Genomic DNA, 26,406 nt, shown 5'->3' on the forward strand with positions numbered 1-26,406 from the left:
TATGAATACCTCGGCGGCATCTTTTCATTGATCCGGGTTAAGCGTCAGGGACGCCAAACGGGGCGGCGCTGCGTGGGATCGCAAGAAGAGCCGCCCTGCAACGTAGGCAAGATGCAGGCAAAACCAAGCGACATGCAGGTAAATCGCGCCGTGCAGGGCGTGCCTGCTACCGGTGGCAGCTGGCCGTGAGACAGCTCTGGCTTGGGGCGACAAGTCGGGTTTTGCCAAGGGGTGATTGCATGGAATATGCAACAGGGTGAGTAAAGATATATTCAATGGATCATTTATTGTTGGGTATCATTATTGTGACATGAGCAGTATGGCGAAAATATTTGGCATGATAATTTGGCTAACAGCGAAAGAGAACGAATGTGGTGATTAATTATTTAATATCCAATTAAGTTCATAAAATTTATGGGGTTGCCAAATATCTCTTTGGGGGTAATTAATTTTATTTGTGATGTGGCTCGCTATGGAAATAGGGGTAAGCCGGTCGAAATTGATAGAGATCAATACTGCGGGGTGGGTGAGTCCTTAGCATTTCCGCTATTAAGCATTTATCAAACAAGTGCTCACTACGGGAATAAGTAGAATGGTCGAGGATAATTTTTTATCGGCTCATGGGATTAATCGCCGTGATTTTATGAAATTGTGTGCCGGGATGGCCGCAACCCTGGGATTAAGTCAGAATGCCGTCGCCACGATGGCCACCGCGCTCACCAGCCCCGAACGGCCGCCGGTGATCTGGATTGGGGCGCAGGAGTGTACCGGTTGCACCGAGTCACTGCTGCGGGCCACTCACCCCACCATCGAGAACCTGATCCTCAATACCATTTCGCTGGAGTACCACGAGGTGCTCTCGGCGGCCTTTGGTCATCAGGCGGAAGAGAACAAGCACAACGCCATCAAGCGTTATAAAGGCAAGTATGTGCTGGTGGTGGATGGCTCCATTCCGCTCAAGGATGGTGGCGTCTACTGCATGGTGGCCGGTGAGCCCATCGTCGATCATATTCGCCGTGCCGCCGCCGATGCGGCTGCGGTCATCGCCATCGGCTCCTGCTCCGCCTGGGGCGGTGTGCCCGCCAGCGGCGGCAACCCGACCGGCGCCGTCAGTCTCGAAGAAGCCCTCGGCAATATCGGCACCCCGATCATCAATATCCCGGGTTGCCCGCCCAATCCCCACAACTTCCTCACCACGGTCGCCTACTACATCACCTACGGCAAGCTGCCGGCGCTGGATAGCAAGAAGCGTCCGCTGTTTGCCTATGAGCGGCTGATCCATGAGAACTGCGAGCGCCGTCCGCACTTCGACGCAGGTCGTTTTGCCAAGGAGTTCGGTGACGAGGGGCACCGTCAGGGCTGGTGCCTCTACCATCTGGGCTGCAAGGGGCCGGAAACCTATGGCAACTGCTCGACCCTGGAGTTCTGCGATGTGGGCGGCGGGATCTGGCCGGTCGGCATCGGCCACCCCTGCTATGGCTGCAACGAGCAGGGGGTCGGTTTCAGCAAGGGGATCTTCCAGCTCGCCAAGGTTGAGAACCCGACCCCGCGGGTGGATAAACCCGATGTGAAGATCCAGGAGGGGGGCTATACCTCGCCCACTGCGACGGGTCTGATCGGTGGCGCCCTCGGGGTGCTGGTGGGGGTGAGTCTGATGACGGTGCGTGAACTCGGTCGCCAGCAGAAGCGCCACGAAGCCGGGCAGCACCCATCACGGGAGGAGTAACCGTGAACAGACGCAATTTCCTCAAATTCGCCTCTGCCAGTGCACTGGCGGCAGGGGCTGCCGTGCCCGGCACCGCACAGGCGGCGGCCAAGAACAAGCCGCCCATTCCCGGGTCGCTCGGCATGTTGTATGACTCCACCCTCTGCGTCGGCTGTCAGGCCTGTGTGGCGGAGTGCCAGCGTTTGAATGGCAACCCGGCCAATCCGGAGGGCGAACCGACCTGGTCCACCAACGACAAGCTGACCCCCTACACCAACAACATCATTCAGGTGTGGAAGAGTGGCAGCGGCGAGCATAAGGATCAACTGGTGGATGGCTATGCCTACATCAAGAAGCAGTGCATGCACTGCGTCGATCCCAACTGTGTCTCTGTCTGCCCGGTGCAGGCCCTTACCAAAGATCCCAAGACTGGCATCGTTCACTACGATCCGGACGTCTGTACCGGCTGCCGCTACTGCATGGTGGGTTGCCCGTTCGATGTGCCCAAATATGACTACGACAATCCGCTGGGGGCGATCCACAAGTGCGAGCTCTGCAACCAGAAGGGGCTTGAACGAATTGATCAGGGCAAATTGCCCGGCTGTGTCGAGGTGTGCCCCACCGGCGCCGTGATTTTCGGCACCCGCGAGGAGCTGATGGCCGAGGCCAAGCGCCGCCTGCTGGCGACTCCTGGCAGTGAATATGCCTATCCGCGCCAGACCTTCAGCGCCAACGATCCCTACCTGCACGAGGTGCCCAACTACCAACCTTACGTCTATGGCGAGAAGGAGGGGGGCGGCACCCAGGTGCTGGTGCTGGCCGGGGTGCCCTATACCAAGCTCGACATGCCCGACTTGCCGGAGCTCTCCTCCGGTGCTCGCTCCGAGCATATCCAGCACACCCTCTACAAGGGGATGGTGCTGCCCATGGTGGTGCTGACCGGTCTTTCTGTGCTCATTCGTCGCAATAGCAAGAAGAACGGTCACGATCACCATCACGATGATGGTCATGATCAGAGCAGTCCTCAGATTAAAGATCAGAGTTCAGCAAAGGGGGGCAAGGATCATGAGTAATCACAAGGCACATCCCCTCGGCGGCAAGCTGGTCAGCTGGCCTGTGCTGGTGCTGGCCCCCTTTGCCGTGCTGTGCGGCATGTTGATTTTAAAACGCCTCGTCTTCGGGTTGGGCTCGGTCACCGACCTGAACGGCGGCTACCCCTGGGGGCTGTGGATCTCGTTCGATCTCTTGATCGGTACCGGCTTCGCCTGTGGCGGCTGGGCGCTGGCTTGGGCTGTCTATGTGTTCAACCGGGGCGAGTACCACCCGCTGGTGCGACCGGCGCTGTTGGCGAGCCTGTTCGGCTACTCGCTCGGTGGTCTCTCCATCACCATCGACGTGGGGCGTTACTGGAACCTGCCGTACTTCTATCTGCCCGGTCACTTCAACACCTCCTCGGTGCTGTTCGAGACGGCGGTCTGCATGACCATCTATATCGGGGTGATGGCGCTGGAGTTTGCGCCCGTGCTGCTGGAGAAGTTCGGCTGGAAAGCGTCACTCATTCGTCTCAACAAGATCATGTTCTTCGTGCTGGCGCTGGGGGCGCTGCTGCCCACCATGCACCAGTCCTCGATGGGCTCGTTGATGATCGTCGCGGGGGAGAAGATCCATCCGCTCTGGCAAAGCTACGAGCTGCTGCCGGTCTTTTCGCTTCTGACCGCCTTCATCATGGGTTTTTCCATCGTGGTGTTTGAGGGGTCCTTGGTGCAGGCGGGACTGGCGGGGCGGGGCCCCAACGAGAAGTCGCTCTTCTACAAGCTGACTCAGGTGATCGACATCTTCCTGATCCTGTTTGTGGCGCTGCGCTTTGCCGAGATCGTCATCAATGACAAGTCGGAGTACCTCTCCGATCTCAATCGCTTCTCCATCATGTTCTGGAGCGAGATTGCGCTGATGATCTTCCCGCTGCTGGTGTTCCACTGGGACAAGAGCCGCCGCGATTCGCGCATGTTGTTCCTGGGGGCCCTCAGCATGCTGCTGGGCGCAGCCCTCTGGCGACTGGATTACTCCCTGCTCGCCTTCAACCCCGGCAATGGCTACCACTACTTCCCCTCTGCGGAGGAGGTGCTGATCTCCCTGGGCTTCGTTGCCATCGAGGTGTGTGCCTATTTGCTGTTGATCCGGCTGCTGCCGGTACTGCCATCACTTGAACGAGTTCACCAAGATTATCAGGCCCGAGGGAAAGCCAACGTATGAGCCAACGTATCACCATAGACCCCATCACCCGCATTGAGGGGCACCTGCGTATCGACTGCGAAATCGAAGGTGGAAAAGTGACCAAAGCCTGGTCGTCCGGCACCATGTGGCGCGGGATGGAGGAGATCGTCAAGGGCAACGACCCGCGCGATGCCTGGATGATAGTGCAGCGCATCTGCGGGGTATGTACCTCCATTCACGCCATCGCCTCGGTGCGGGCGGTGGAGAACGCCATCGGCGCCAAGGTGCCGGTCAACGCCCAGTTTATCCGCAATCTCATCATCGCGGCCCACAACATCCACGATCACATCGTTCACTTCTACCAGCTCTCCGCGCTGGACTGGGTGGACATCACGGCGGCGCTGCAGGCCAATCCGCAAAAAGCGGCGGATATCCTCAAAGGGGTGTCCACATGGTCCCTCAATAGCGCCGATGAGCTGACCAAGGTGCAGGACAAGATCCGCGCGCTGGTGGCCAGCGGCCAGCTCGGCATCTTTGCCAACGGCTACTGGGGTCACAAGGAGATGAAGCTGAGTCCGGAGGTGAACCTCATCGCCGTGGCCCACTACCTGCAGGCGCTGGAGTGCCAGCGCGATGCCAACCGCATCGTCGCCATTCTGGGCGGCAAGACCCCGCACATTCAGAATCTGGCGGTGGGCGGCGTGGCCAACCCCATCAATCTGGATGCGCCGAGCGTGCTCAACCTCGAGCGGCTGCTCTATGTGAAGAGCTTTATCGACCGGCTCGGCGAGTTTATCGAGCAGGTCTACAAGGTAGATGCCGCCATCATCGCCGCACACTACCCCGAGTGGCTGACCCTGGGGCAGGGGGCCAAGCACTACCTGAGCGTGCCGGAGCTGCCCACCGACGCCAATGGCGGCAGCTTCCTGATGCCGGGCGGCTACATCGAGAATGGCAATCTGGCGGGTTATCGCCCCATTGAGAGTCATCAGGATGCTTGGCTGATGGATGGCATTGCCGAGAGCAACAAGCATGCCTGGTACAAGGATGACGAGCCCCTCAAGCCGTGGGAAGGCAAAACCGAACCGAACTACACCGGCTGGCAGGATGACGGCAAATACTCCTGGGTCAAATCCCCCACCTTCTACGGCAAGGTGGTGGAGGTGGGGCCGCTCGCAGACTTGCTGGTGAAGCTCGCCGCCAAGCACCCGGAGACGGTGGCGCACTTCGATCAGTTGAACGGCATTTATAAAGCGCTGACCGGTTCGGCCATCAAGACCGAACAGCTGCACTCCACCATGGGCCGCATCATCGGCCGCGCGGTGCGCTGCTGCGTGCTGAAAGATACGCTGGCGCACCAATGGAAGGCGCTGGTGGACAACATCGGCAAGGGGGATACCACCGCCTATATCAAGGCCGAGATCCCGGCGGACAAGGAGTTTCGCGGGGTGGGCTTTGAAGAGGCGCCGCGCGGCATGCTCTCCCACTGGATCGTCATCAAGGGCGGCAAGATCGAGAACTATCAGGCAGTAGTGCCATCGACCTGGAACTCGGGCCCGCGCAACTTCAATGACGAGCCCGGCCCCTACGAGCAGGCGCTGGTGGGCACCCCGGTGGCCGATCCCGCCAAACCGCTGGAGGTGGTACGCACCATCCACTCGTTCGACCCCTGCATGTCTTGCGCGGTCCACGTGGTGGATACCCAGAATGGCGAAACGACTCAGGTGAAGGTGCTGTGATGAACACCCTGATCCTGGGCGTGGGCAACCTGCTGTTGAGCGATGAGGCCGTCGGCGTGCGCATCGTCGAGGCGCTGGGGCGCGAATACCGTTTCGCCCCCGGCATCGAGTTGCTCGATGGCGGTACTGCCGGTATGGAACTGCTCGAAGCGATGGCCAGTCGCGATCACATCATTCTGGTGGATGCGGTGCGCAGCGGTAACCCGCCGGGCACAGTGGTGACCCTGACGGATGAGGAGGTCCCGACCCTGTTTGGCCGCAAGATCTCCCCGCACCAGCTGGGGCTGGCGGATGTGCTCTCGGCGCTGCACATGACGGGGGAGTCGCCCAAGCGGCTCACCCTGATCGGGGTCGAGCCCGAATCCCTCGAACCTCGCATCGGCCTCACCCCTGTGGTGGCGGCCGCCATGGGGGAGGCGACGGATCGGATTTTGACCCTGCTGGCCAGTGTCGGCGCCCCCGCCATCCCACTCTCTGAGCAGGAGAAAGCTGAACAAGCACGGGAGGGCCTATGGCGCAGTCCCATTTAAGCGAGGCTGAGAGAGTGCTGGAGAGAGTACCGGAGACGGCGCAGGAGTTTGCCGGTTTTGCCACCAATCCCGCGCCGTTGCTGGCCGCCCAGTATGAGCGGATCGCTCGCGAAGAGATGCAGGCGTTGCCCTTCTATCACGCCACCATGCCCATCGTGGCAGAGTGCGTGCTGTTTGAAGGTCAGTGGCTCGGCTGCGTGCTCACCCCCTGGATGCTGAGCGTGGTGGTGCTGCCGGGGCCGGATCAGCTCTGGCCGGTGCGCTGCAGTAGCGATCGGCTCGCCTTGCAGCTCCCCTGCGGCAACATGACCTTTATGGTGGGTGAACTACCCGAAAGCGGTCAGTTGCTGGCCTGCTCCCTGATGTCGCCGCTCGATCCCCATCTCGGGGCCGAGCAGGGGCGCTCACTGGTAAGCAGCACCCTAAAAATGCTGCTCTCCTTGCCAGTGCAGCAAGGGGCTGGCGGCGTGGATCTGGGGCGCAGACGACTGTTTGGTGCGGCGAGAAAGGTACCTGCATTGCCTGATTGATACTAGGTTTCACGCGAAATCAAGTTTAGAATAGGGGGCCATTTTGGCCCCTCACTTGCACTTTCTGACACGCATTCCCCCTCTTTTTTGAGTGATAACGCGTGAGTGGTACAAACAAGAAGGATCCCCATGACTGTTTCTCGCAATTCCCTTCGCCATTACGCTAGCCCCAGCGCGGCCGCCCTGCTGACTCTGCTGCTGGGCACCGCCTCCCACACAGCTTTGGCCGCTGCCCAACCGGTTCCCGCCGAACTCAAGCTTGCCATCGGCAGTGAACCCACCGAAGGGTTTGACCCTCTGCTCGGCTGGAGCCACGGCAGCTACCTGCTGCTGCACAGCCCGCTGCTTAAACAAAACGCCGATCTCGGCTGGCAGAATGTGCTCACCCAATCAGTGACCCCGAACAAGGACGGCAAGGGGTGGCTCATTACCCTCAAGCCCGGCCTGAAATTCTCCAATGGCGCGCCGCTCACCGCCGAGGATGTGGCCTTTACCTACAACAGCGCGGCCCAGGGCGGCGGCAAGATCGACATGGGCAACTTTGTCTCGGCCAAAGTGCTCTCGCCTACCGAGGTTGCCATCACCCTGAGCGCCCCCCAGAGTACCTTCGTCAACGTGCTGGGATCGCTCGGTATCGTGTCGAAGAAGGATTACGACGCCAAAGCGTACGCCCAAAAGCCAGTCGGCGCAGGCCCTTACCGGTTGGTGAGCTTCCTGCCCGGTCAGCAGCTGGTAGTTGAGGCGAACCCCTATTACGCCGGTGGCAACAACGACTTCAAACGGCTGGTGTTTGTCTTTATCGATGAAGAGAGCGCCTATGCCGCTGCCCAGAGCAATCAACTCGATCTGGTGCGCATCGCCCCCTCGCTGGCGCCCACCGTACCCGACACCCTCAAACTTTGGGTGCGTCCGAGTGTGGAGAATCGCGGCATCGTCTTCCCCATTCCTGCTGCTGGTAAAAAAGATGCCAAGGGGTATCCCATCGGCAACGACGTGACCTCGGATGTGGCGGTGCGCCGCGCCATCAACTACGCCATCGACCGCAAGTTGTTGGCCGATCAGCTGCTGGAAGGGCACGCCATCCCCGCTTACAGCGCGGTGGAAGGCTTGCCCTGGCTAAACAAGGCCACCGCCTTCAAGGATGGCGATGCCGCCCATGCCAACGCCCTGCTCGACCAGGCGGGCTGGAAGATGGGCAGTGACGGCATTCGTCACAAGGGCGACCTGCGCGCCGCCTTTACCCTCTGGTACACCAGCGGTGACAGCACCCGCCGGGATCTGGCGGAAGCGGTGCGGGCCATGCTCAAACCCATAGGTCTCGACGTGAGCCTCAAATCTGGCAGCTGGGAGCAGGTGGAACGCGAGATGCACGCCAATCCGGTGCTGATGGGGTGGGGGAGTCTGGATCCCATGGAGCTCTATCACCACTACCAGAGCGGCTCCGGCGGCGTGGAGTTCTACAACCCGGGCTATTACAGCAACCCTGTGGTGGATGGCCACCTCAAGCAGGCGCTTGATGCCCCCGACTGGCAGGCGGCCGTGCCATTCTGGCAGCAAGTTGAGTGGGATGGCAAGAGTGGTGCCGGGGTACAGGGGGATGCCGCCTGGGCCTGGCTGCTCAATGTGCAGCACACCTATCTCGCTAACCGCTGCATCGACCTTGGCAAGGGGGCGCCGGAGATCCACGGTAGCTGGTCACTCCTCAACAACCTGCAGGATTGGCGGTGGACGTGCCGCTAAGTTCGTCCACTATGATGAGCGTCACTGTGAAAGCCCTGCTGCGTCTGGCAGGGCTTTTATGCTTGGTCTCGGTCGCTACCTTTGTGTTGCTCAGCTACTCCCCCATTGACCCCATCAAGGCCTATATCGGCAACGATCTGCTCCATGTGCCACCAGAGCAGTACGCCCGCATCGCCGCCCGCTGGGGGCTGGATCAGCCGCTCTGGCTGCGCTACTGGCACTGGTTTAGCCAGGTGCTGCAGGGGGATCTCGGTTACTCCATGCTCTATAACGCGCCGGTGGCTCAGGTGATTGGCAGCCGCTTTGCCGCCTCCTTCCTGCTGCTGGCGGGTGCCTGGCTGCTCTCCGGCTTTTTCGGCATCCTGCTTGGGCTCTGCGCCGGTCGCTATCTCAACCGCTGGCCCGATCGCCTTATCTGCCGCTTTGCCTATCTGCTTGCCTCCCTGCCCACCTTCTGGGTTGGCCTGTTGCTGCTGGCGCTGTTTGCGGTGCATTGGCCACTACTGCCAGTCTGCTGCGCCTGGACGCCGGGCCTCTCCGCCGATGAGGCTGATTGGGCTATGCGAGCACGCCATCTGTTGCTGCCGGTGACTACCCTGGCGCTGCTGGGGCTTGGCAATATCGCCCTGCATACCCGGGCGCGGGTGGCCGAGGTGCTGGAGAGCGACTTTATCCGCTACGCCCGCGCTCAGGGGGATGACGGCTGGCCCATGTTGCGTTTTCATGTGTTGCGCCACGCCCTGACTCCGGCGCTCTGCCTGCAGTTTGCTTCCCTCGGTGAGCTGATTGGCGGATCCCTGCTGGCGGAGAAAGTCTTCTCTTATCCGGGGCTCGGCCAGGCCACCGTGGATGCGGGGCTGCGGGGGGATATCCCCCTGCTGATGGGCATAGTGCTGTTCTGCACCCTGCTGGTCTTCATTGGCAATACGGTGGCCAGTTTGCTGCTGGCGCGCATCAATCGGGGTTGGGAGGGCGAGCATGCTGTTTAATCCGTTTCCCTCCATGCTGCGGCTGGTTTTTGCCCTGCTCGGATTGGCACTGCTGGCCGCCTACGGCTGGAGCTTGTCGGCTCAGGATGTACCGATGGATCTGCTGGCGCGCCAGCAGCCCCCCTCGCTGGCCCACTGGTTCGGCACCGATCAGATGGGGCGGGATCTCTGGTTGCGGGCCTTTCAGGGCACCCTCACCAGTCTGGAGCTGGGCATCAGCACGGCCCTCTGCAGTGGCCTGCTGGCCATGGTGGCGGCCAGCGTGTCGCTCATTCATCCCAGATGCGATGCGGCGGTGCGAATGGTGATCGACGCCATGCTGGCGCTGCCCCATATGCTGCTGCTGATCCTGATCTGCTTTACCGTAGGGGGCGGCATGCGCGGGGTGATCCTGGCGGTGGCGCTCACCCACTGGCCCAAGCTGGCGCTCATTCTCTGCGCAGAAGCGCGGCGGATCGCCTGCAGTGACTATGTGGTACTGGCCCGCTGTCAGGGGATGGGGGCGCTGCGTCGCTGGCGCACCCACCTGCTGCCAGGGTTGTTGCCCCAGTGGTTTATCGGCACCTTGCTGATGTTTCCCCATGCGGTGTTGCACAGCGCCGCCTTGAGCTTTCTCGGTTTTGGGCTGGCAGCTCATGAGGCCTCCCTTGGCCTGCTGCTGGCTGATGCGCTGCGTTATCTGGCTGGGGGCGGCTGGTGGCTGGCCCTCTTCCCCGGTCTGATGCTACTGACCTTGGTTTTATTGTTTGATCAGGCTACCCGCGCCCTGCAACAACTCTGGTTTGGGAGTGAACAATGCTGAGCTTCGACCATGTGACCATAGAAGCGGCCCACTACTCCTGGCTGGGGCGGCGCAGCTGGCAGCCATTGCTGACCGATATCAGCCTGCAACTGGCGCCGGGGGAGATAGTGGCGCTGGTGGGGGGGAGCGGCGAGGGCAAGAGCCTGCTGCTGCAAAGCGCCCTGACTCTGCTGCCGGACAACCTGCGCATGCGCGGCGCCATCTCCCTTGATGGCACGCCTCTGTGCGATGCCAGCCGGGCCCGTCTGCGCGGTCACACCCTCTGTTATGTGCCGCAGGGGGTGAGCGCCCTCAATCCGCTACTGACGGTGGAGCGCCAGCTGGGGCGCGCGGCGCGTCTCTGCGGCCAGAACGGTTCCCGCGAGCGGCTTGGTGAGCAGCTGCTGCGCTACCAGTTGCCCGCTGCCACCTTGGACAGATTCCCGCGCCAGCTCTCCGGTGGTATGGCCAAGCGCATTCTGGCCTGCACCGCGGCCCTTGGTGGCGCCCGCTACATTCTGGCGGACGAGATCACCGCCTGGCTCGATGAAGGACTGGCCTGTCTGCTGCTCAGCCAGTTGCGCGAATTGGCCAATCAGGGCAGCGGCATCCTCTGGGTGACCCACGATCTGGCGCTGGCGGCCCGTTTTGCCGATCGCATCGTGGCACTCCATCAGGGCCAAGTGAGCGACACCTTGAGCAGCCACCACCTGCGCCAGGGGCAGGGGAGCGAGATGCTCCGTGCCCACTGGCAGGCGCTGCCGGAGTTCAACACGCTCTTTCCTGCTACGTCGGAGGTCTCCTGATGATTGCTTCTCTGAGACAGGCTGTGTGTGGCGAGGCAGATATCCAGTGGCAGGTGCTGCCGGGGTTCAATTCGCTCTTCTCTGTGCCGGAGGTGCCCTGATGTTTGAAGTACGGGATCTCACCATTGCCCAAGGGGAACGTCCTCTTTGGCAGGGGCTATCGCTGGCCGTCAAAGCGGGCGAACGGCTAGGGATATCTGCGCCAAGCGGCCACGGCAAGACCACGCTGGGGCGGGTATTGGCCGGTTGGCAACCGGTTGGGGCTGGCGGGCAGATCCTGCTGGATGGGCAGCCGGTGCCTGAACAGGTAAAAGGCTATAACCCCATCCAGCTGGTGCCCCAGCACCCGGAGCTCACCTTCAATCCCTATCGCACCACCGGTAAGGCACTGTGGGATGTGTGGCATCCCGACGAGGCGATGCTGGCCCGTTTTATGGTCAAGCCTGCGTGGCTCAGCCGTAAACCCGGTCAGCTCTCCGGTGGCGAGCTGGCCCGCATCGCGCTGCTGCGCGCCCTCGATCCCCGCACCCGTCTGCTGATTGCCGATGAGGTGACCGCCCAGCTGGATCCGCAAATTCAGCGCCAGCTCTGGCGGGAGTTGATGGTTGAATGCGAGCAGCGCGGGCTTGGTATGCTTGTCTTCAGTCACCAGCAGGCATTATTGCGCCAGATCTGCCATCGGGTGCTGCGCTTTGGTGAGGCGCCGGGTGCGCAGGAGCAGCTAGCTCGCAGCGTGGCCTGAGGGTTGGTGTTCCCCCTCATCCCCAGCCCTTCTCCCGCAAGGGGAGAAGGGAGCAAATATGCGCTTCACCAGCAAGATGTTCTGGCAGGGCATTATTGATGTCCACGAATCGGTTCCCTCTCCCTGGGGAGAGGGTCAGGGTGAGGGGGGCGAGTATGAAACGCTGGCCATTTTGGACAGATAGCACGGCGGGCAAGATTCGCAGATAAAAGAGAGGGAGGCATCAGCCTCCCTCTCTTGTTTTCTACCGTTATCAGCGGCGTTTAACCGGTTCTGGTTCAGGCCGTTGCCAGCCAGTTGAGCCAGGCATCCATCCCTTCGCCGGTGGTGGCGCTGACCTGGATCACCTGAATATAGGGGTTGACCCGTTTGGCGTTCTCGATGCAGCGGGCCACGTCAAAGCTGACATAGGGCAGCAGGTCAATCTTGTTGATCACCATCAGCTGGGCGGCGGCGAACATGTCCGGGTACTTGAGGGGCTTCTCTTCCCCCTCAGTGACGGAGAGGATCGCTACCTTGTACTTCTCGCCGAGATCGAAGCTGGCGGGGCAGACCAGATTGCCCACGTTCTCGATAAAGAGGATGCCCCCTTCATTGGCGGGCAGCTGGTGGCAGGCGTCGTGGACCATTTTGGCATCCAGATGGCAGCCCTTGCCGGTGTTGATCTGCACGGCAGGGACACCGGTAGCACGGATGCGATCCGCATCGGCGCTGGTCTGCTGATCCCCTTCGATCACCGCGCAGGGGCGCTTGTCAGCCAGTTGGCGCAGGGTTTCGCACAGCAGGGTAGTCTTGCCTGAACCCGGGCTCGACACCAGGTTAAGCACCAGCTGGGCCGCCTCGTCGAAGTGCTCGCGGTTGTGGGCGGCCAGGGTGTTGTTCTTGGCCAGCACGTCCATCTCGATGGCGATCAGCTGGCGCTGCCCCATGCCGGGCACCGACAATCCCGCTTCCCCTTTGCCGTAGTGCAGATCACCCTGCTGATGGTCATGGTCATGGTCATGGTCATGGTCATGGTCATGGCTGTGATCATGGGGATGCGCGTGGGAATGGCCGTGGTCATGAGAGTGTGCATGTTCATGATGATGGTCGTGGGGATGATCGTGATGGTGCTCATGACCCTCTGCGCCCACTGGCGCCCGCACCCCGTGGTAGTGGTGATGGACATCCCCTTGATGGTGGTAGTGGTGGTGAATGATCAGAGTACGTGGTGCGCTCTGCTCATGGTCATGATGGTGATGCGCGTCATGAGCATGATGATGGTCGTGTTCATGACCATGCTCATGGTGATGTTCATGATCATGTTCGTGGTGATGCTCATGATCGTGCTCATGGCCGGCGATCCGCGCCTGGCCGCATCCGCATACGCTACACATATCAACTTACCTCGATGTCGGTGATGCGCAGGCTATCGCCCTGCGCGACTCGTAATTTGTATCCGCCACATTCGGGACAGGCCTGCCCGCGCTCGGTGAGGGTGACTGTCTTGTTGCAGTCGTAACACCAGGCCTCTGCCGCCTGGTGCTGAAAGTGCAGTTGGGCCCCTTCGACGGCGGTGCCCTTGGCGGCCGCCTCGAAGCAGAAGGCAATGGTGTCCGGGTCGACGCAGGAGAAGCTGCCGACCTCGAGCCAGAGGGCGGTCACCTTGGTAAAGCCCCGCTGGGTGGCCTGCTCGGCCGCCAGATCGATGGCTGCCATGGCCAGAGACATTTCGTGCATGGTGGCTCCTTAACCGATATGGGGAGGAGCTGTGACTCCTCCCCCTAATTGGAAAAACGGCATGGCCGCTCAACAGATCCGCGGTAGCAGCTCCCCCTGCGGCAGCTCCAGATAACGGCGGCTGCCCCAGGGGTTGTTGAGGATCACCTTGTGGCGATCGCTTGCCTGCACCACGCCGATCTGGCTGGCGCTGGGGTTGAACTGCCGCAAGATGCCCAGCGCGTCCTGTGCCTGTTCGGCAGGCAGGGCCAGTATCATGGTCCCCTCGTTGGCGAGATCATGGGGCTCGAAGCCGTAGAGCTCGCACAGGCCGCGCACCGGATCGCACACCGGAATGGCGGACTCCTCCAGCTCGATGGCAACGCCGGAGGCGCTGCTCCACTCGTTGAGCACGGCGGCGAGGCCACCGCGGGTGGCATCGCGCAGGGCGTGAGGGGTAAGTCCCGCCTGCAGCAGCGCTTCTACCTGCGGCCAGAGGGTGGTGCAGTCGCTCTTGAGATCAGATCCCAGTTGCAGGGCGTCGCGGGCCATCAGGATGCAGGCGCCGTGGCTGCCGATATCCCGCGACACCAGAATGGCGTCACCGGCCTTGAGGTTGCGTACCGAGATGCCCCGGCTCTGCTCAGGCAGAGGGAAGGTGCCGACCCCACTGGTGTTGATAAAGATCTTGTCGGCCGCTCCCTTGGGCACCACCTTGGTGTCGCCGCAGACGATGCGGGCGCCGCTCTTGGCAAGCTCCGCGGCCATCGACTCGACGATGCGGGCGAGATCGGCGTAGGGGAACCCCTCCTCGATGATAAAGCTGCAGCTCAGATACTCGGGCTTGGCCCCCATCATGGCGAGATCGTTGACCGTACCGGCGATGGCCAGCTTGCCGATATCGCCCCCCTCGAAGAAGAGCGGCGAGACGGTAAAGCTGTCGGTGGTGAAGGCGATGGGGCCGCTCACCGGCAGCAGGGCGGCATCTTCACCGCGCAGCAGGATCTCGTTGCCAAAGTGGCGAAAGAAGAGCTGATTGATCAGCTGGTTCATTTCTACACCGCCGCCGCCGTGGCTTAACTGAATTTCTCTCATTGGATCCCCATATATCGGTAGTAGGCATTGCAGGCCCCTTCGGAGCTGACCATGCAGCTGCCCATGGGCTGGGTCGGGGTGCAGCCCCGGCCAAAGACTTTGCACTGGTTTGGCTTGGCCAGGCCGCGCAGGATATCGGCGCACTGGCACGCCTTGTGGTCATCGATGGGGGTCTCACTGAGTTGAAAGTGACGCTCCGCATCGCGCTTGGCAAAGGCATCGCGCAAGCGCAGGGCGGAGGCGTTGATATCCCCCAGACCTCGCCAGCGAAAGTGATCGCGGGTCTCGAAAAAGCGCTCGACCAGCCGCTGGGCGGCTTTATTACCGCTGGCAGTCACGGCGCGGCTGTATTGCACCTCCAGTGCATAGCGGCCTTCCACCTTCTGGCGCACCATCATCAGCAGCGCCTCCATCACATCCACCGGCTCGAAGCCGCTCACCACCACCGGCACCTGATAGCGATCGACGATAGGCAGGTAGATATCGGCCCCGGTGATGACGCTAACGTGAGAGGGGCCGATAAAGGCGTTCACCTTGGCCACCCCGTCGGCCATCACCGCATGAATGGCGGGCGGTACCAGCACATGGTTGATATGAAACAGCAGGTTCTCAATCCCTTGCGCTTCAGCGGCAGCCAGCAAGGCGGCGGTCATCGGGGTGGAGGTCTCGAAACCGATGGCGAAGAAGACCACGGTTTTTTCCGGATGCTCTTTGGCGATACGCAGGGCATCGAGGGGGTCGTAGACCGGGCGGATATCGCTCCCTTTGGCCCGCTGTTGGGCCAGCGTGCCCTTGGAGCCCGGCACCCGGATCATGTCACCCAGGGTGACCAGAATGACGTTGGGTTGGCGGGCCAGCTCGATGGCCTGATCGATGCGTTCTTTCGGCATGATGCAGACCGGGCAGCCGGGGCCGTGGACAAACTCGATACTGGCCGGCAGCAGCTGGTGCAGGCCGTACTTCATGATGGTGTGGGTATGGCCGCCGCACACCTCCATCACCCGCAGCGGTTCGGGGAGTAATTTGGCCAGTTCGGTGATCTGGGCGGCGAGGGCGCGGATCACCTGGGGCTCACGAAAGCCCTGAAAGAGATCATTCAAGGTCAGCATGGCAAGATATCCTGTTTGGGCATCAGGGCCACCATCTGGCGGAAGCTTTCGAGGCTGGCCTGCGCCTCCTCTTCATCAATCTTGCTCATCACAAAGCCGATATGGAGCAGCACATAGTCGCCAAGGTTGAGGGGCTCTTCGAGCAGCATGCAGCTGACGCGCCGCTGTACCCCCAGGGTATCGACGGTGACGCAGTTATCTTCGGGGTGCAGCTGCACCACCTGAGAGGGGATGGATAGACACATGGATTTCAGGACTCCGACAAGGTGGCACAACCGGTTGTGACAGGCTGATGCGTGGCAAGATGGTGGATGGCAAACCAGAGCTGACCGGCGGCGATGCCACCGTCATTGAGGGGCAGGGTTTCGCTGGTCAATACCTGCCGTCCGGCTGCTTCGAGGCTGGGAACAAGCTCGTCCATCAGCACACGGTTTTGAAATACGCCGCCCCCCAGCGCCACCGGATAGCCGGGGAAGCGTTCGGCCAAGGCGATGACCAGGGCGCTGACAGCGCGGATAAAACCGGCGGCTAGGCGGGCGGTGGAGGTGCCTTTGCGCTGTTCGTTGATAAGGATGTTGAGCAATTTGGCCCACTCGATCTGCAGCGGTCCCTCTGCGCTCTGGTGCAGGCCAAAGTCGAGGGGGAAGGGCAATTCATCGGGGGCCAGCTGTAAGGCAGCCGCCTCAAGCAAGAGCCCGGCTTCTCCTTCGTAATCGGGGGTATCGATCACCCCCAGCAGCGCCGCGACGGCATCGAACAGCCGCCCGATGGAGCTGGTGTAGGGGGCGTTGCGACCGAGGCGCCAGAGCTGATGCAGGTTGCTGATCCGCTCAAGGGGTAGTTTGTTGATCAGCGGAATATCGAGGGCACTGATCTCCTCAGGACAGTGCGATTCAAACAGCAGCCCCAGCAACTGGCGCACCGGCTCGCGGATGGCCGCCTCGCCGCCGATGAGCTTGAAGGGCGTAAGGTGGGCAACCCGCGTAAAGCTCTGAACGTCTGCGATCAGCAGCTCGCCGCCCCAGAGGGTGCCGTCATCGCCAAGGCCGGTGCCATCGAAGGCAACACCCAGCACCGGGCCCGTGATGTCGTGCTCGGCCATCACCCCCAGCAGGTGGGCGTGATGGTGCTGCACCTCGAGGTGGGTGGCACCCTGATCCTGGCAATAGCCCTTGGCCCACTGATGGCTGAGGTAGCCGGGGTGGCGATCTGAGACCAGCAGTTCTGGCTTGAGGTCGTAGAGTTCGCGAAAGGTCGCCAGGGTCTGCTCGAAGTGCTCCTGCATCGGCAGGCTGTGCAGATCGCCGATATAGGGGCTGTAGATGCGCTGGCGGCCGAAGGCGAGCGCCAGCTGGTTCTTCTGTTGCGCCCCGACAGCCAAGAGCGGCGCCTTGACAGCCTCTTGCAAGCTGGGAGTACAGGGGGCATAGCCCCGGGCAAGCCGCAACGTCTGGCGCCGCCCGCCTGCCCACTGCACCAGACTGTCGTCGCACGGGTGCAGGATGGGGCGGTTGTGATCCAGGATGCCGTCAATCTCGCGGCCGAGTTCCCTGACCACCGCCTCGCACTCGATAAGGATTGGGCTGCCGCGACCATTGGCGCTGGTGGCCACCAGCGGCATGGCGCAGGCGTCTAGCAGCAGCTGATGGAGCGGGGTATAGGGGAGCATGACCCCAAGGTAGGGGATGCCGGGGGCGATCCCCTCGGCCAGCGGCGCAGTTGTCAGTTGGGATTCTGACGGCCGATCATCGTTTTTGCGCTTGCGCAGCAAGGTGATGGGTCTGGCCTGAGAGGTGAGCAGCTTCCACTCGTCTTCGCTGCCGGTGACATGCAATTTGGCCTCAGCAAGGGAGCCCATCATCACCGCCAGCGGTTTGCGCGCGCGCCGCTTGAGTGTTCGTAATCTGGCCACACTCTGTTCATTGCGGGCATCACATATCAGGTGATACCCGCCCATCCCCTTGACCGCAATCAGCGCGCCCGCTTGCAGGGCGCGGGCGGCGGCGTGCAGGGCCTCTTCGCGTTCGGCCAGCGCATTTCCATTGCCGCTGAGCCAGCTGAGATGGGGCCCGCACTCGGGGCAGCTCACCGGCTGGGCGTGGTAGCGTCTGTCCAGCGGGTTTTCATAGGCCGCCGCACAGCGCCGGCACATGGCAAAGCCTGCCATGGCGGTATGGGGTCTGTCGTAGGGGAGGCGGCGGATGATGGTGTAGCGCGGGCCGCAGTGGGTGCAGTTGGTAAAGGGGTAGTGGTGGTGGCGATCGTTTGGATTGGCCACGTCCGTGGCGCACGCCTCGCACATCCCCTGATCCGGCGAGATGGCGACCGTGGCCGCACTCTGCTGCTGGCTCGCTTTAATTCGAAACTGGCCATGAAATGGGCCATCGAAGTCGGGATCATGAGCAAGGGGCAGTTCCCGCTCGCTGAAATGATCGATGCGGCTAAGTGGCGGCGCCAGTTTCCGCAGTTCGCGGGCAAAGCTGGCGAGCTGCTCGGGCGATCCTTCGGCGCCAATGGTGACGCCGTTGGCATCGTTCAACACATAGCCGGCAAGGCTGTGGCGCAACGCCAGCCCATAGACGAAGGGGCGAAAGCCGACCCCCTGAACTATGCCGTCGATATGAAATTCGCGGCGCAGCCGGTTGGCCACCGGATTGGAAGAGCCAGAGGAGGCGATGGTGGCGCTCATGCCGGCTCCATCTCATCTTGAGTCTGCGGCAAACGCAGCACCCGGCGCTCGTTCTCCTCGCGCCGCACCCAGCCATCCATCTCCATGCGCAGGCAGAACGGAATGGCGTATTTACGCGACAAGCCGGTGATCTCCTTGAGGGATGCCATGTCGATCAGATCTCCCACCTGCTGGCCCGCCAGCACGTCGGCGACCATCTGGTTGTAAAGCTCGGCGTCGTAGTAGATGGGGCCATCGAGCTGCACCAGATACTTGAGTCGCGCCAGATTGCGCAGCTGCTTTTGCAACGCGCCTTTTTGTAGCAGGCCCTGCTGCAGGGCGGCGGGCAGCTGGCGGGTGATAAAGGGGTCCAGCTCCACGCCGCCGGGGCCCAGTTTACCGGGCTCGTACCCCTCCTTGCCTTGATCTCGCACCACCTTGAGCACCAGCTGCGCCTCTTCCCCCAGATCATCTTCCGACTCGCCGCTGCCCTGCTGCCACTTGTCATGGTGCAGACGAATAAGCTGCTCGCTCTTGAGCTGCTGGAGCAAGGCCTGAGTGACCGGCAGGGCGATGCCAAAGCGGGTTGCCAGCTCGGCGGCACTCAGCGGTTCGCTGGCCAGCGTGGCAACCAGTTGATCGCGGCTTTGAGCCAGCCAGCAGTTATCCAGCAGCCAGTCACCGAGAGGGGTGACCTGCTCTGGCCGCTGGTCAAAGCGGTTGGCCAGCACATAGCCGTTGAGGCCCAGTTGCAAGGCTGCGGGGTTGTAGCGCTCCAGCTCATCTGGCAGCTCACCCAGCAGGGCGTGCAGCGCCTTGCGTCTGGCGGGGTGGATATCGCCGCACCAGACGATGCGGGCGCCGTGCAGCAGTTCGCTGCTGCCGTGGCGAATGATGGCAAGCGGCTGGCCGAAGAAGCAGGGGATGGGGCTGGTAAAGATCAGCCGTGCCAGCCGGGTGTCCTTGATGGGCACGAAACGGGCTCGACCATGCCAACTGCCGAGGGCCACTTCCACCTCGCGGTTGCGCTGCTCCCGGATGCTGCCGCCGACCTCGCAGAGCCGCACGATAAGGTGGGTTGCCGCCTCGCACCGGCTGGCGGCGCTGGTGAGGCAGTGGCCGCGGGCCACCTCCTTGTGGGGCACTTTTTTAAGGCCCACCGCCACCCGGCAGACGGCGCCAATCTCCTCGACGCTCTGGTGATAGGCCTGCAGGGAGCGCACCTGTACTTCCCGATCGGCGGGGTAGAGGCGCAGCTTGTCCCCCACCTTGAGGCTGCCTTGCTGCAGGGTGCCGGTGAGCACGGTGCCGGTACCGTTGGCGGTAAAGACCCTGTCTACATACAGTCGCGGGGCGGCCTGTTCGAGAAGAACATGATGCTCGGCCATATCCCCCAGCTGGCGCACGATGGCGGCGTGCAGGGCGGCCATATTCTCGCCGGTTTTGGCGCTGACGCTGACGATGTCGGGCACCATGCCGCTCTCATCCATCACCCGCTCCAGCAGGCTCTCTTCAAGCAGTAAAAGCTCGTCGGGAGAGACCAGATCGCTCTTGTTGATGCAGACCAAGAGACGCGGCACCCCCATCGCCTTGAGCAGGCGCAGGTGATCGCCGGTCATCGGCATCCACCCCTCGTCGGCGGCAATCACCAGCAGCACCAGATCCAGACTCCAGAGCCCCGCTACCATGTTGCGGATATAGCGCTCGTGGCCGGGCACGTCGATGACGCCTATGGTGTTGCCCTGACCGTCGTCGAAGTGGGCAAAGCCGAGATCCTGGGTCATGCCGATCGCCTGCTCGTGGGCGCGGGCGGTGGTGATGCCGGTGAGGGCCTTGATCAGCAGGGTTTTGCCGTGATCCACGTGGCCAGCAAGACCGATAACGGCGCGATAGGGGGTCATGGGATCAGGGCTCCTCGGTCACATTTGTTGCATTGAACGGGGTGGGCAGCAGCAATTCCCTGAGTTGGGCTATCAGCAGCGCCATCTCCGCCGACAGCAGGGTTGCCATATTGAGCAGCACCTTCTGCTGGCGCACGGTGGCAATCACCGGCACCGGCAGTTCGCGCAAATCATCGAGCAGCTGCTGGGCCGGACGCGGGTCGGTGCACTCCAGCGCAGGGGCCGGGTAGAACTCGTCCGGCAGGGTGCCACCGCCGACCACCAGCTGGGCGGGGACCGGCACAAAGCAGCCGGGCAGGGCGGCCATCAGCATATCGGCTCTCGCCTGCATGGCGGCCGGATTGCTCAGGGTGCGCTGGGCAATCCCTTCGCCGATGGGGGATTTGTTGAGCTTGTGAATGAGCAGGCGTTCCAGCAGTGAGTAGACGATGCGGCTCGGCCGGAAGGTGCGCATCATGGGGTGTTTTTCCAGCCGCTTGATGAGATCGCTGCGGCCGCTGATGATGCCCGATTGCGGGCCCCCCAAGAGCTTGTCGCCGGAGTAGCAGACCAGATCCGCCCCCGCCTTGATGTACTGGCGCACCGAGGTTTCGTCCGGTGCAAACTCTTCGGTGGTCAAGCCAGAGCCCTGATCCACCGCCAGCACCACCTGCTCGGGCAGGGCGCGGGCCACCTCGCCGATATCGGGGGATTCGGTAAAGCCGCGAATGGCGAAATTGGATCTGTGCACCATCAGCACCAGTGCGGTCTGATCGGTGATGGCATCGAGGTAATCTTTGGCGGTAGTGATATTGGTGGTGCCCACCTCCACCAGTTTGGCGCCGGAGAGGGCCAGAATATCGGGAATGCGAAAGCCGCCGCCAATCTGGATCTGCTCGCCGCGCGAGACGATCACCTCGCGCCCCTTGGCTACCTCCTGCAGCAGCAAAAAGAGCGAGGCGGCGTTGTTGTTGACCACCAGCGAATCCTCGGCCTGGGTGAGGCAGCCAAGCAGGGGAGCGATCAGCCCCTTGCGCCCGCCGCGCTTGCCGGTGGCGAGATCCAGCTCCAGATTGTTGTAGCCGGTGTTGAGGTCACGCACCTCATCCCACAGCTCACTGCTGAGCGGCGAGCGCCCCAGATTGGTGTGCACCAGGGTGCCAGTGGCGTTGATCACCCGGGTCTGACGCTGCCGCAACTGCTGCCGGCAGCGTTTGGCAATCAGCGCTTCGATCTGCTCGGAGGCAACCCCATGCTGGCGAAACGCCTCACTCTGGCGCAGTTCACTCAGGGTGTCGCGCACCGCCTGGGTCACCAGCGGGCGGCTCAGCGCCTCGATAAAACCGGCGAGAAAAGGTTGCTGCAGCAGCTGTTCCACTTGCGGCAAACGGCGCGTGTGTTGCTGGCTGGGCTGTTGCTCTGAATCTGGCCGTGAATCTGGCAGTGAATCGTCGGCAGCCGGACCGGATGCGGGCTGGCGGTGGGAGATGGCTGGCGCGTGAGACGGGTTCGGCATGGGATTACCAGTGCAGTGCGTGGGTTTGATATGCACACCGGTTTGCCGATAGAGAGGCCGAGCTGACGGGTTATGGCACTGCTGGCAGTTTGCGGATGTCTGCAAACAGAGTGCATAAATGAGCGCGTATAAAATTAATGCTTCATCGATGCTGATAAATTAATTTTTGGCCAGCGAGTTAACCTGAGTTCGGATTATATTGGCAAGCGGTAAGCACCTTTTACTAAGGTATTCTTTCAAATATATTGAACAAGCGATAAAACATAAATGCCAGACCGATAAAGATCGGCGAGATGGTATTTGCTCAATAGATAAATTTGGCGGAAGAGGCAGGAATCGAACCTGCCAAAGCCTTCTCGGCTCACATCGGTTTTGAAGACCGAGGAGGCCACCAGACCCCATCAACTTCCGTAACGGCCGCCATTTTGTGGCAAATTTCTGTGACTGGCAACGCTTTTTTTGTCATAAAAAAGCGAGGGTTGGCGATTTTTTGAAAAATTCAAAGAACCTTGTTTTATATCAAGTTCAGCACAATTAGCCCGATGTTTTTAATTTAACATCGGGCCTCGATCACATTGCCAAAAGCGTCAGTCAATAACGGTCGTTAACAACTCGATAAATAGTTATCGCTCGGCATTGGCAATATTCCACTGCGCCAGATGTTTTATTAACAAACTGCTATCTTTGGCATCCTCCAGATGGCCATAGAGATAATCCATGGCCCCGCTCACCATCTCGGTCATCGGGAAGGAGAACGCCACGATGGCCGGTTGCACCCCGACAAAGATCACCTCGGGAACAAAGGTCTTGAGCTCGTCGATCAGGAAATTGAGCGGCATATTGTGGGTCGAGAAGATAAACATCTCGGCGATGGTTTCGGGGGGGATCACCTGCAGGGTACCCGCCTTTTCGCCGATCTCGGCGGCATCCACCAGCACTACCCGCTCCGGTTGCAGCTCCCGCACCTTGTAGACCACATTTTCCGGTGCGATGCCGCCATCGATATGGATCCAGCCGGGCAGGGGGGCGGCTTGCAGCTTGTCCGCCAGATAGGGGCCGGCACCGTCGTCCCCCATCATGGCATTGCCCACGGTCAACACGAGATTACAGCCCATCAGCGGCTCCTTACCATCAGGTACATATGGGGGTCGTTATAGAGGGCGGTGAGCTGGTCCATAAAAATGTTGGTCCAGCCCAGCTCCTGCTCATCGAGCACGTTGTCGGCTTTGCGCAGCCGGTCGAAGGCACAGGCCAGCATATGGCAGTGCTCGCGATAGATGGTGATCTCGCCAAAGGTGAGAAACCCCTCCATCTTGCGGCGCGCCTCGCTCCCTTCGGGCAGCTTGGCCACCCAGTTGCGATAGCCATCCTGCGAGCAGACCAGATCTGCCCGCAGGCAATCGACGATGCCGAGGTGGTGGCCAATGGCGAGGCTGTAGTACATCACCTCTTTGGCCTCTTCCGGCACGTCGAACTGCTCGTCGACGAACTTGCGCGACAGGCGATAGAAGAAAACCTCGTCAGCCATGCACCGCCTCTCCCTTGCCGGCCGCCCGGTTGAGGCAGGCGTTGGCCAGGTTGTTGACGATCTCCGCCAGGCGCGGATCGTCGTGCTGATCGAGGTAGCTCTGGATGCGCAGATCCACATCCTGCTGGGTCGCCCCTTCGAGCAGGGCCATAAACTCGTCGGCGATGATCCGCCCCTGCCGGTAACCGGCCATGCGGCGCGCTTCGCGTTCGATCATCACCCGGATTTCGTTGGGGATGCCGGTGTGGCGCAGTTCGACCCGCTCACCCGGTTGCACCTCGTGGCTGGTGGCTTTGAGTTTTTGCTCAAGCAGACCGAGCGCCACGGCAAAGCCGTAGATGGTGGCGGCGGGAGTGGGGGGGCAGCCCGGGATATAGACATCCACCGGCACGATCTTGTCGGTGCCGCCCCAGACGCAGTAGAGGTCGTGGAAGATGCCGCCGTCACAGCCGCAGGCGCCGTAGGCGATGCAGATCTTGGGATCGGGGGCCGCCTCGTAGGCGCGCAGGGCCGGTACCCGCATCGCCCGGGTCACCGCGCCGGTAAAGAGCAGGATGTCGGCGTGACGGGGGGAGGCGACTACCTTGATGCCGAAGCGCTCGGCATCGAACAGCGGGGTGATGGTGGCGAAGATCTCGATTTCGCAGGCGTTGCAGCCGCCGCAATCGACCCGGTAGACATAGGCCGAGCGGCGAATGTCCTTGAGCAGGGTCTTCTTGAGTTTGGTGATCTCGGGATCCTGTGCCAGTGGCACGGCGCGGGTATGGGCATGGCCGACAACCGGTTCTATGCCTTTGATCTTGCTCATCACATCCACTCCTGTTGTGCGGCCATCGGTGTGGCTACCGGTGTGATCAGGGCCGAGTCAGGCTGGCTCAGCATGCTCTGTTTTCGTTTACAGTCGGGGCAGTGGTGCAGTCGCTCCGGGGTCGCCAGCGGTGTGCCTGCCTGCTTGAGGGTATCCTCCACCAGCGCCACCAGCTTGCTCGGGGCAAAGTAGGTGCCGCACAGGGTGCAGGGGGCCAGCGCGAAGCGGGCCTCCTCATAGAGATCCGCCTTGTTGGTTACCGCCAGTTCGAACTCGGGGGAGAGGGCGATGGCATGGGTCGGGCAGACCTCCTCGCAGCGGCCGCAGAAGATGCAGCGTGCCATGGAGATCTCCCAGCGTCGTTCGCCGGTCTCCATGTCCACTTCCATCACCAGCGCGTTGGCCGGGCAGGCCTTGGTACAGGCCGCGCAGGCGATGCACTGATCCGCCTGATATTTCGGTTTGCCGCGAAAATCCCGGTTCACCTCGTAAGGGGCGAAGGGGTATTTGGCGGTCGGGGTGCCAGCCTTGAGGATGGTCTTGAACAGCTTGATCATGATGACCCCTTATTTCAGCGGAGAGTTTTTGCGGTCGATGCCGTAGCGCTCGATCTCCTTGTAGGAGACCACGGTGGACTTGCCCTTCTTGGGGTCGACCAGGGTGACCCGATCGGTACAGGAGTAGCAGGGATCCAGACTGCCGATAATCAGCGGTGCATCCGCCACGGTATTGCCGCGCAGCATGTAGCGCAGAGCAGGCCAGTTGGCGTAGGTGGCGGCGCGGCAGCGCCAGCGGAACAGCTTCTGGTTATCTCCCGTCATGCTCCAGTGGACGTTCTCGCCGCGGGGCGCTTCGGTAAAGCCCAGCGCAAACTTGCCCGGCTGGTAGGTGAACCCTTCGGTCAACAGCGGCCCTTCAGGCAGGTGCTCCAGGCCGAACTCAATCATGTCGAGGGAGTCGTAGAGCTCGTGGATGCGCACCAGCACCCGGGATTGCACATCGCAACCCGCCTTGGTCTGGATCTCCATCGGCAGCTCGCGGTAGCCGGCAAAGTCGTGGACCCGGCGCACATCGCGCTTGAAGCCGCTCGCCCGCACCATGGGGCCGACGCAGCTGAAATCGCGGGCAATCTGCGGGTCGAGCTTGCCGATGCCGATCAGGCGGGAGGAGATGTTGGCGGTATCCAGCAGCATAGCCACCAGGGGTTTCAACTCATCACGCAGTTCGCGCACCAGCTGGGCACCCTTGATGCGATCTTCCTTGAAGATGTCGCGGCGCACCCCGCCAATCAGGTTGAGGCCGTAGGTCTTGCGGGCACCGGTCAGCAGCTCGGCCAGGGTCATGGATTTCTCCCGCACCCGGAAGAACTGCATAAAGCCGGTGTCGAAACCGGTGAAGTGGCTCGACAGGCCGATGTTGAGGATATGGCTGTGCAGGCGCTCCACCTCCAGCAGCACGGCGCGGATCATCTTGGCCCGCTCGGGCACCGGAATGCCCATGGCGTTCTCCACCGAGGTGGTGTAGGCGACGCTGTGGGTAAAGCCGCAGATGCCGCAGACCCGGTCGGTCAGAAACGCCACTTCGTTGTAGCCCATGCGGGTTTCCGCCAGTTTTTCCATGCCGCGATGGACATAGAAGAGGCGGTAGTCGGCATCGATGATATCTTCGCCATCGACGAACAGACGAAAATGTCCCGGTTCATCCGAGGTGATGTGCAGCGGGCCGACCGGCACGATGCGGTTGGCATCACTGCCGAGCTCATTGACGAAGGGGTAGGTCTCGGTGTCGGTGGTGGGCATCGGGCGCTGGCGATAATCCATGGCGTCCTTGCGCAGCGGGTGGATATCCTCCGGCCAGTCGTCCGGCAGCACCAGACGGCGCTCATCCGGCAGACCGATGGCGCGCAGGCCATACATGTCGCGGATCTCCCGCTCGCCCCACACCGCCGCCGGAATGGTCGGGGTGATGGAGGGGTACTCCTGGGTATCGGCATCCACCAGCACCTTGACGGTGATCCAGCACTTGGTGTCGCCCTCCATGGAGAAGACGTGGTAGACGGCGAAGTGGCCGTTGAGGCTGCGCTCGTCATTGGCAAAGGAGAGCGGAAGCCAGCCCCCCAGCTGATGGAAGATCAGGCTGGCGGTCTCGACCAGACTGGTGGGTTTGACGGTAATGGTGGCCTGATCGGCGGTTTGCCACTCCTCGTCGACGATGGCGTGGGGCAGTTGGGTTCGCACCTGCTGGATGTAGTCGCAGCCGATGCGATCCGAAATGGCGATGGTCATGCAGTTCTCACTTTAATGTTCGGGAATGAGCATTCACAAATGA

At 61.7% G+C, this 26,406-nt stretch carries 26 protein-coding genes and 1 tRNA gene; 13 read left to right on the forward strand and 14 right to left on the reverse strand.

Annotation, left to right across the window (positions count from 1 at the left end; translation table 11 throughout):
* Positions 1-592: 592 nt before the first annotated feature.
* The 12 genes from hybO (at position 593) to BSP75_RS22110 (ending at position 11,960) form a co-directional block, all read left to right on the forward strand.
* Positions 593-1,726: a hydrogenase 2 small subunit gene (gene hybO, locus BSP75_RS21035; RefSeq protein WP_075114545.1), complete on the forward strand. Its 1,134-nt coding sequence runs from the start codon at positions 593-595 to the stop codon at positions 1,724-1,726.
* A gap of 2 nt (positions 1,727-1,728) precedes the next feature.
* The gene (gene hybA / locus BSP75_RS21040; protein WP_075114546.1) at positions 1,729-2,778 is read left to right on the forward strand and encodes a hydrogenase 2 operon protein HybA; all 1,050 of its coding nucleotides are present in this window, start codon (positions 1,729-1,731) and stop codon (positions 2,776-2,778) included.
* The gene (gene hybB, locus BSP75_RS21045) at positions 2,771-3,958 is read left to right on the forward strand and encodes a Ni/Fe-hydrogenase cytochrome b subunit (RefSeq protein WP_042021836.1); all 1,188 of its coding nucleotides are present in this window, start codon (positions 2,771-2,773) and stop codon (positions 3,956-3,958) included. Before hybA ends, hybB begins: the two co-directional genes overlap by 8 nt.
* Positions 3,955-5,658 carry a hydrogenase 2 large subunit gene (gene hybC, locus BSP75_RS21050; RefSeq protein ID WP_058051867.1) on the forward strand — a complete coding sequence of 568 codons (1,704 nt, stop codon included), beginning with the start codon at positions 3,955-3,957 and terminating at the stop codon, positions 5,656-5,658. The genes hybB and hybC overlap by 4 nt, the downstream gene beginning before the upstream one ends.
* Positions 5,658-6,188, forward strand: coding sequence for a HyaD/HybD family hydrogenase maturation endopeptidase (locus BSP75_RS21055; protein ID WP_075114547.1), 531 nt, complete (start codon positions 5,658-5,660; stop codon positions 6,186-6,188). Before hybC ends, BSP75_RS21055 begins: the two co-directional genes overlap by 1 nt.
* Entirely contained in the window at positions 6,170-6,718 is a 549-nt protein-coding gene (gene hybE / locus BSP75_RS21060; protein WP_075114548.1) for a hydrogenase-2 assembly chaperone, read from the forward strand. Before BSP75_RS21055 ends, hybE begins: the two co-directional genes overlap by 19 nt.
* A gap of 129 nt (positions 6,719-6,847) precedes the next feature.
* Complete coding sequence (locus BSP75_RS21065; RefSeq protein WP_075114549.1) at positions 6,848-8,458, forward strand: ABC transporter substrate-binding protein; 1,611 nt, start codon at positions 6,848-6,850, stop codon at positions 8,456-8,458.
* Positions 8,443-9,447, forward strand: coding sequence for an ABC transporter permease (locus BSP75_RS21070; RefSeq protein ID WP_075114550.1), 1,005 nt, complete (start codon positions 8,443-8,445; stop codon positions 9,445-9,447). The genes BSP75_RS21065 and BSP75_RS21070 overlap by 16 nt, the downstream gene beginning before the upstream one ends.
* Positions 9,437-10,249: an ABC transporter permease gene (locus BSP75_RS21075; protein ID WP_058051872.1), complete on the forward strand. Its 813-nt coding sequence runs from the start codon at positions 9,437-9,439 to the stop codon at positions 10,247-10,249. The genes BSP75_RS21070 and BSP75_RS21075 overlap by 11 nt, the downstream gene beginning before the upstream one ends.
* Positions 10,243-11,034 carry an ATP-binding cassette domain-containing protein gene (locus tag BSP75_RS21080; protein ID WP_075114551.1) on the forward strand — a complete coding sequence of 264 codons (792 nt, stop codon included), beginning with the start codon at positions 10,243-10,245 and terminating at the stop codon, positions 11,032-11,034. The genes BSP75_RS21075 and BSP75_RS21080 overlap by 7 nt, the downstream gene beginning before the upstream one ends.
* 100 nt (positions 11,035-11,134) lie before the next feature.
* Positions 11,135-11,776: an ATP-binding cassette domain-containing protein gene (locus BSP75_RS21085; RefSeq protein ID WP_075114552.1), complete on the forward strand. Its 642-nt coding sequence runs from the start codon at positions 11,135-11,137 to the stop codon at positions 11,774-11,776.
* Positions 11,777-11,834: 58 nt separating this feature from the next.
* The gene (locus BSP75_RS22110) at positions 11,835-11,960 is read left to right on the forward strand and encodes a hypothetical protein (RefSeq protein ID WP_265328526.1); all 126 of its coding nucleotides are present in this window, start codon (positions 11,835-11,837) and stop codon (positions 11,958-11,960) included.
* 94 nt (positions 11,961-12,054) lie between these two features.
* Here BSP75_RS22110 and hypB read toward each other — a convergent pair whose 3' ends face one another.
* Positions 12,055-12,909: a hydrogenase nickel incorporation protein HypB gene (gene hypB / locus BSP75_RS21090; protein ID WP_216219203.1), complete on the reverse strand. Its 855-nt coding sequence runs from the start codon at positions 12,907-12,909 to the stop codon at positions 12,055-12,057.
* On the opposite strand from hypB, the gene BSP75_RS22045 reads away from it, so the two are divergent.
* On the forward strand, positions 12,790-13,176 hold the full coding sequence (locus tag BSP75_RS22045) for a hypothetical protein (RefSeq protein WP_232100261.1): 387 nt from the start codon (positions 12,790-12,792) through the stop codon (positions 13,174-13,176). The two genes, hypB and BSP75_RS22045, sit on opposite strands and share 120 nt — an antisense overlap.
* Here the strand turns inward: BSP75_RS22045 and hypA are convergent.
* From hypA to BSP75_RS21150, 13 genes are all read right to left on the reverse strand, one after another.
* Positions 13,154-13,495, reverse strand: a complete 342-nt coding sequence (gene hypA / locus BSP75_RS21095; RefSeq protein WP_005333346.1) for a hydrogenase maturation nickel metallochaperone HypA — start codon at positions 13,493-13,495, stop codon at positions 13,154-13,156. The two genes, BSP75_RS22045 and hypA, sit on opposite strands and share 23 nt — an antisense overlap.
* A gap of 69 nt (positions 13,496-13,564) precedes the next feature.
* Complete coding sequence (gene hypE, locus BSP75_RS21100) at positions 13,565-14,569, reverse strand: hydrogenase expression/formation protein HypE (protein WP_075114554.1); 1,005 nt, start codon at positions 14,567-14,569, stop codon at positions 13,565-13,567.
* A complete protein-coding gene (hypD, locus tag BSP75_RS21105; protein WP_075114555.1) occupies positions 14,566-15,678 on the reverse strand; it encodes a hydrogenase formation protein HypD in 1,113 nt (370 codons plus the stop codon). The genes hypE and hypD overlap by 4 nt, the downstream gene beginning before the upstream one ends.
* Positions 15,672-15,923, reverse strand: a complete 252-nt coding sequence (locus BSP75_RS21110; RefSeq protein WP_043136559.1) for a HypC/HybG/HupF family hydrogenase formation chaperone — start codon at positions 15,921-15,923, stop codon at positions 15,672-15,674. Before BSP75_RS21110 ends, hypD begins: the two co-directional genes overlap by 7 nt.
* A 5-nt stretch (positions 15,924-15,928) precedes the next feature.
* Positions 15,929-18,367: a carbamoyltransferase HypF gene (hypF, locus tag BSP75_RS21115; protein ID WP_075114556.1), complete on the reverse strand. Its 2,439-nt coding sequence runs from the start codon at positions 18,365-18,367 to the stop codon at positions 15,929-15,931.
* Complete coding sequence (selB, locus tag BSP75_RS21120) at positions 18,364-20,247, reverse strand: selenocysteine-specific translation elongation factor (protein WP_075114557.1); 1,884 nt, start codon at positions 20,245-20,247, stop codon at positions 18,364-18,366. The genes hypF and selB overlap by 4 nt, the downstream gene beginning before the upstream one ends.
* A gap of 4 nt (positions 20,248-20,251) precedes the next feature.
* The gene (selA, locus tag BSP75_RS21125; protein WP_075114558.1) at positions 20,252-21,742 is read right to left on the reverse strand and encodes an L-seryl-tRNA(Sec) selenium transferase; all 1,491 of its coding nucleotides are present in this window, start codon (positions 21,740-21,742) and stop codon (positions 20,252-20,254) included.
* Between the two features lie 318 nt (positions 21,743-22,060).
* A tRNA-Sec gene (locus BSP75_RS21865) sits at positions 22,061-22,152 on the reverse strand.
* 213 nt (positions 22,153-22,365) lie between these two features.
* Positions 22,366-22,857 (reverse strand): hydrogenase maturation peptidase HycI, encoded by a 492-nt coding sequence (gene hycI, locus BSP75_RS21130; RefSeq protein ID WP_075114559.1) that lies wholly within the window; start codon positions 22,855-22,857, stop codon positions 22,366-22,368.
* On the reverse strand, positions 22,857-23,270 hold the full coding sequence (locus BSP75_RS21135; RefSeq protein WP_075114560.1) for a formate hydrogenlyase maturation HycH family protein: 414 nt from the start codon (positions 23,268-23,270) through the stop codon (positions 22,857-22,859). The genes hycI and BSP75_RS21135 overlap by 1 nt, the downstream gene beginning before the upstream one ends.
* Positions 23,263-24,078, reverse strand: coding sequence for an NADH-quinone oxidoreductase subunit B family protein (locus BSP75_RS21140; protein WP_005301886.1), 816 nt, complete (start codon positions 24,076-24,078; stop codon positions 23,263-23,265). The genes BSP75_RS21135 and BSP75_RS21140 overlap by 8 nt, the downstream gene beginning before the upstream one ends.
* Complete coding sequence (locus BSP75_RS21145; RefSeq protein WP_075114561.1) at positions 24,078-24,635, reverse strand: formate hydrogenlyase complex iron-sulfur subunit; 558 nt, start codon at positions 24,633-24,635, stop codon at positions 24,078-24,080. The genes BSP75_RS21140 and BSP75_RS21145 overlap by 1 nt, the downstream gene beginning before the upstream one ends.
* Before the next feature lie 9 nt (positions 24,636-24,644).
* The gene (locus BSP75_RS21150; RefSeq protein WP_075114562.1) at positions 24,645-26,363 is read right to left on the reverse strand and encodes a hydrogenase large subunit; all 1,719 of its coding nucleotides are present in this window, start codon (positions 26,361-26,363) and stop codon (positions 24,645-24,647) included.
* Positions 26,364-26,406 lie beyond the last annotated feature (43 nt).

The organism is Aeromonas sp. YN13HZO-058 (assembly GCF_001921245.1).
GTDB classification, from domain to species: Bacteria; Pseudomonadota; Gammaproteobacteria; order Enterobacterales; family Aeromonadaceae; genus Aeromonas; species Aeromonas allosaccharophila.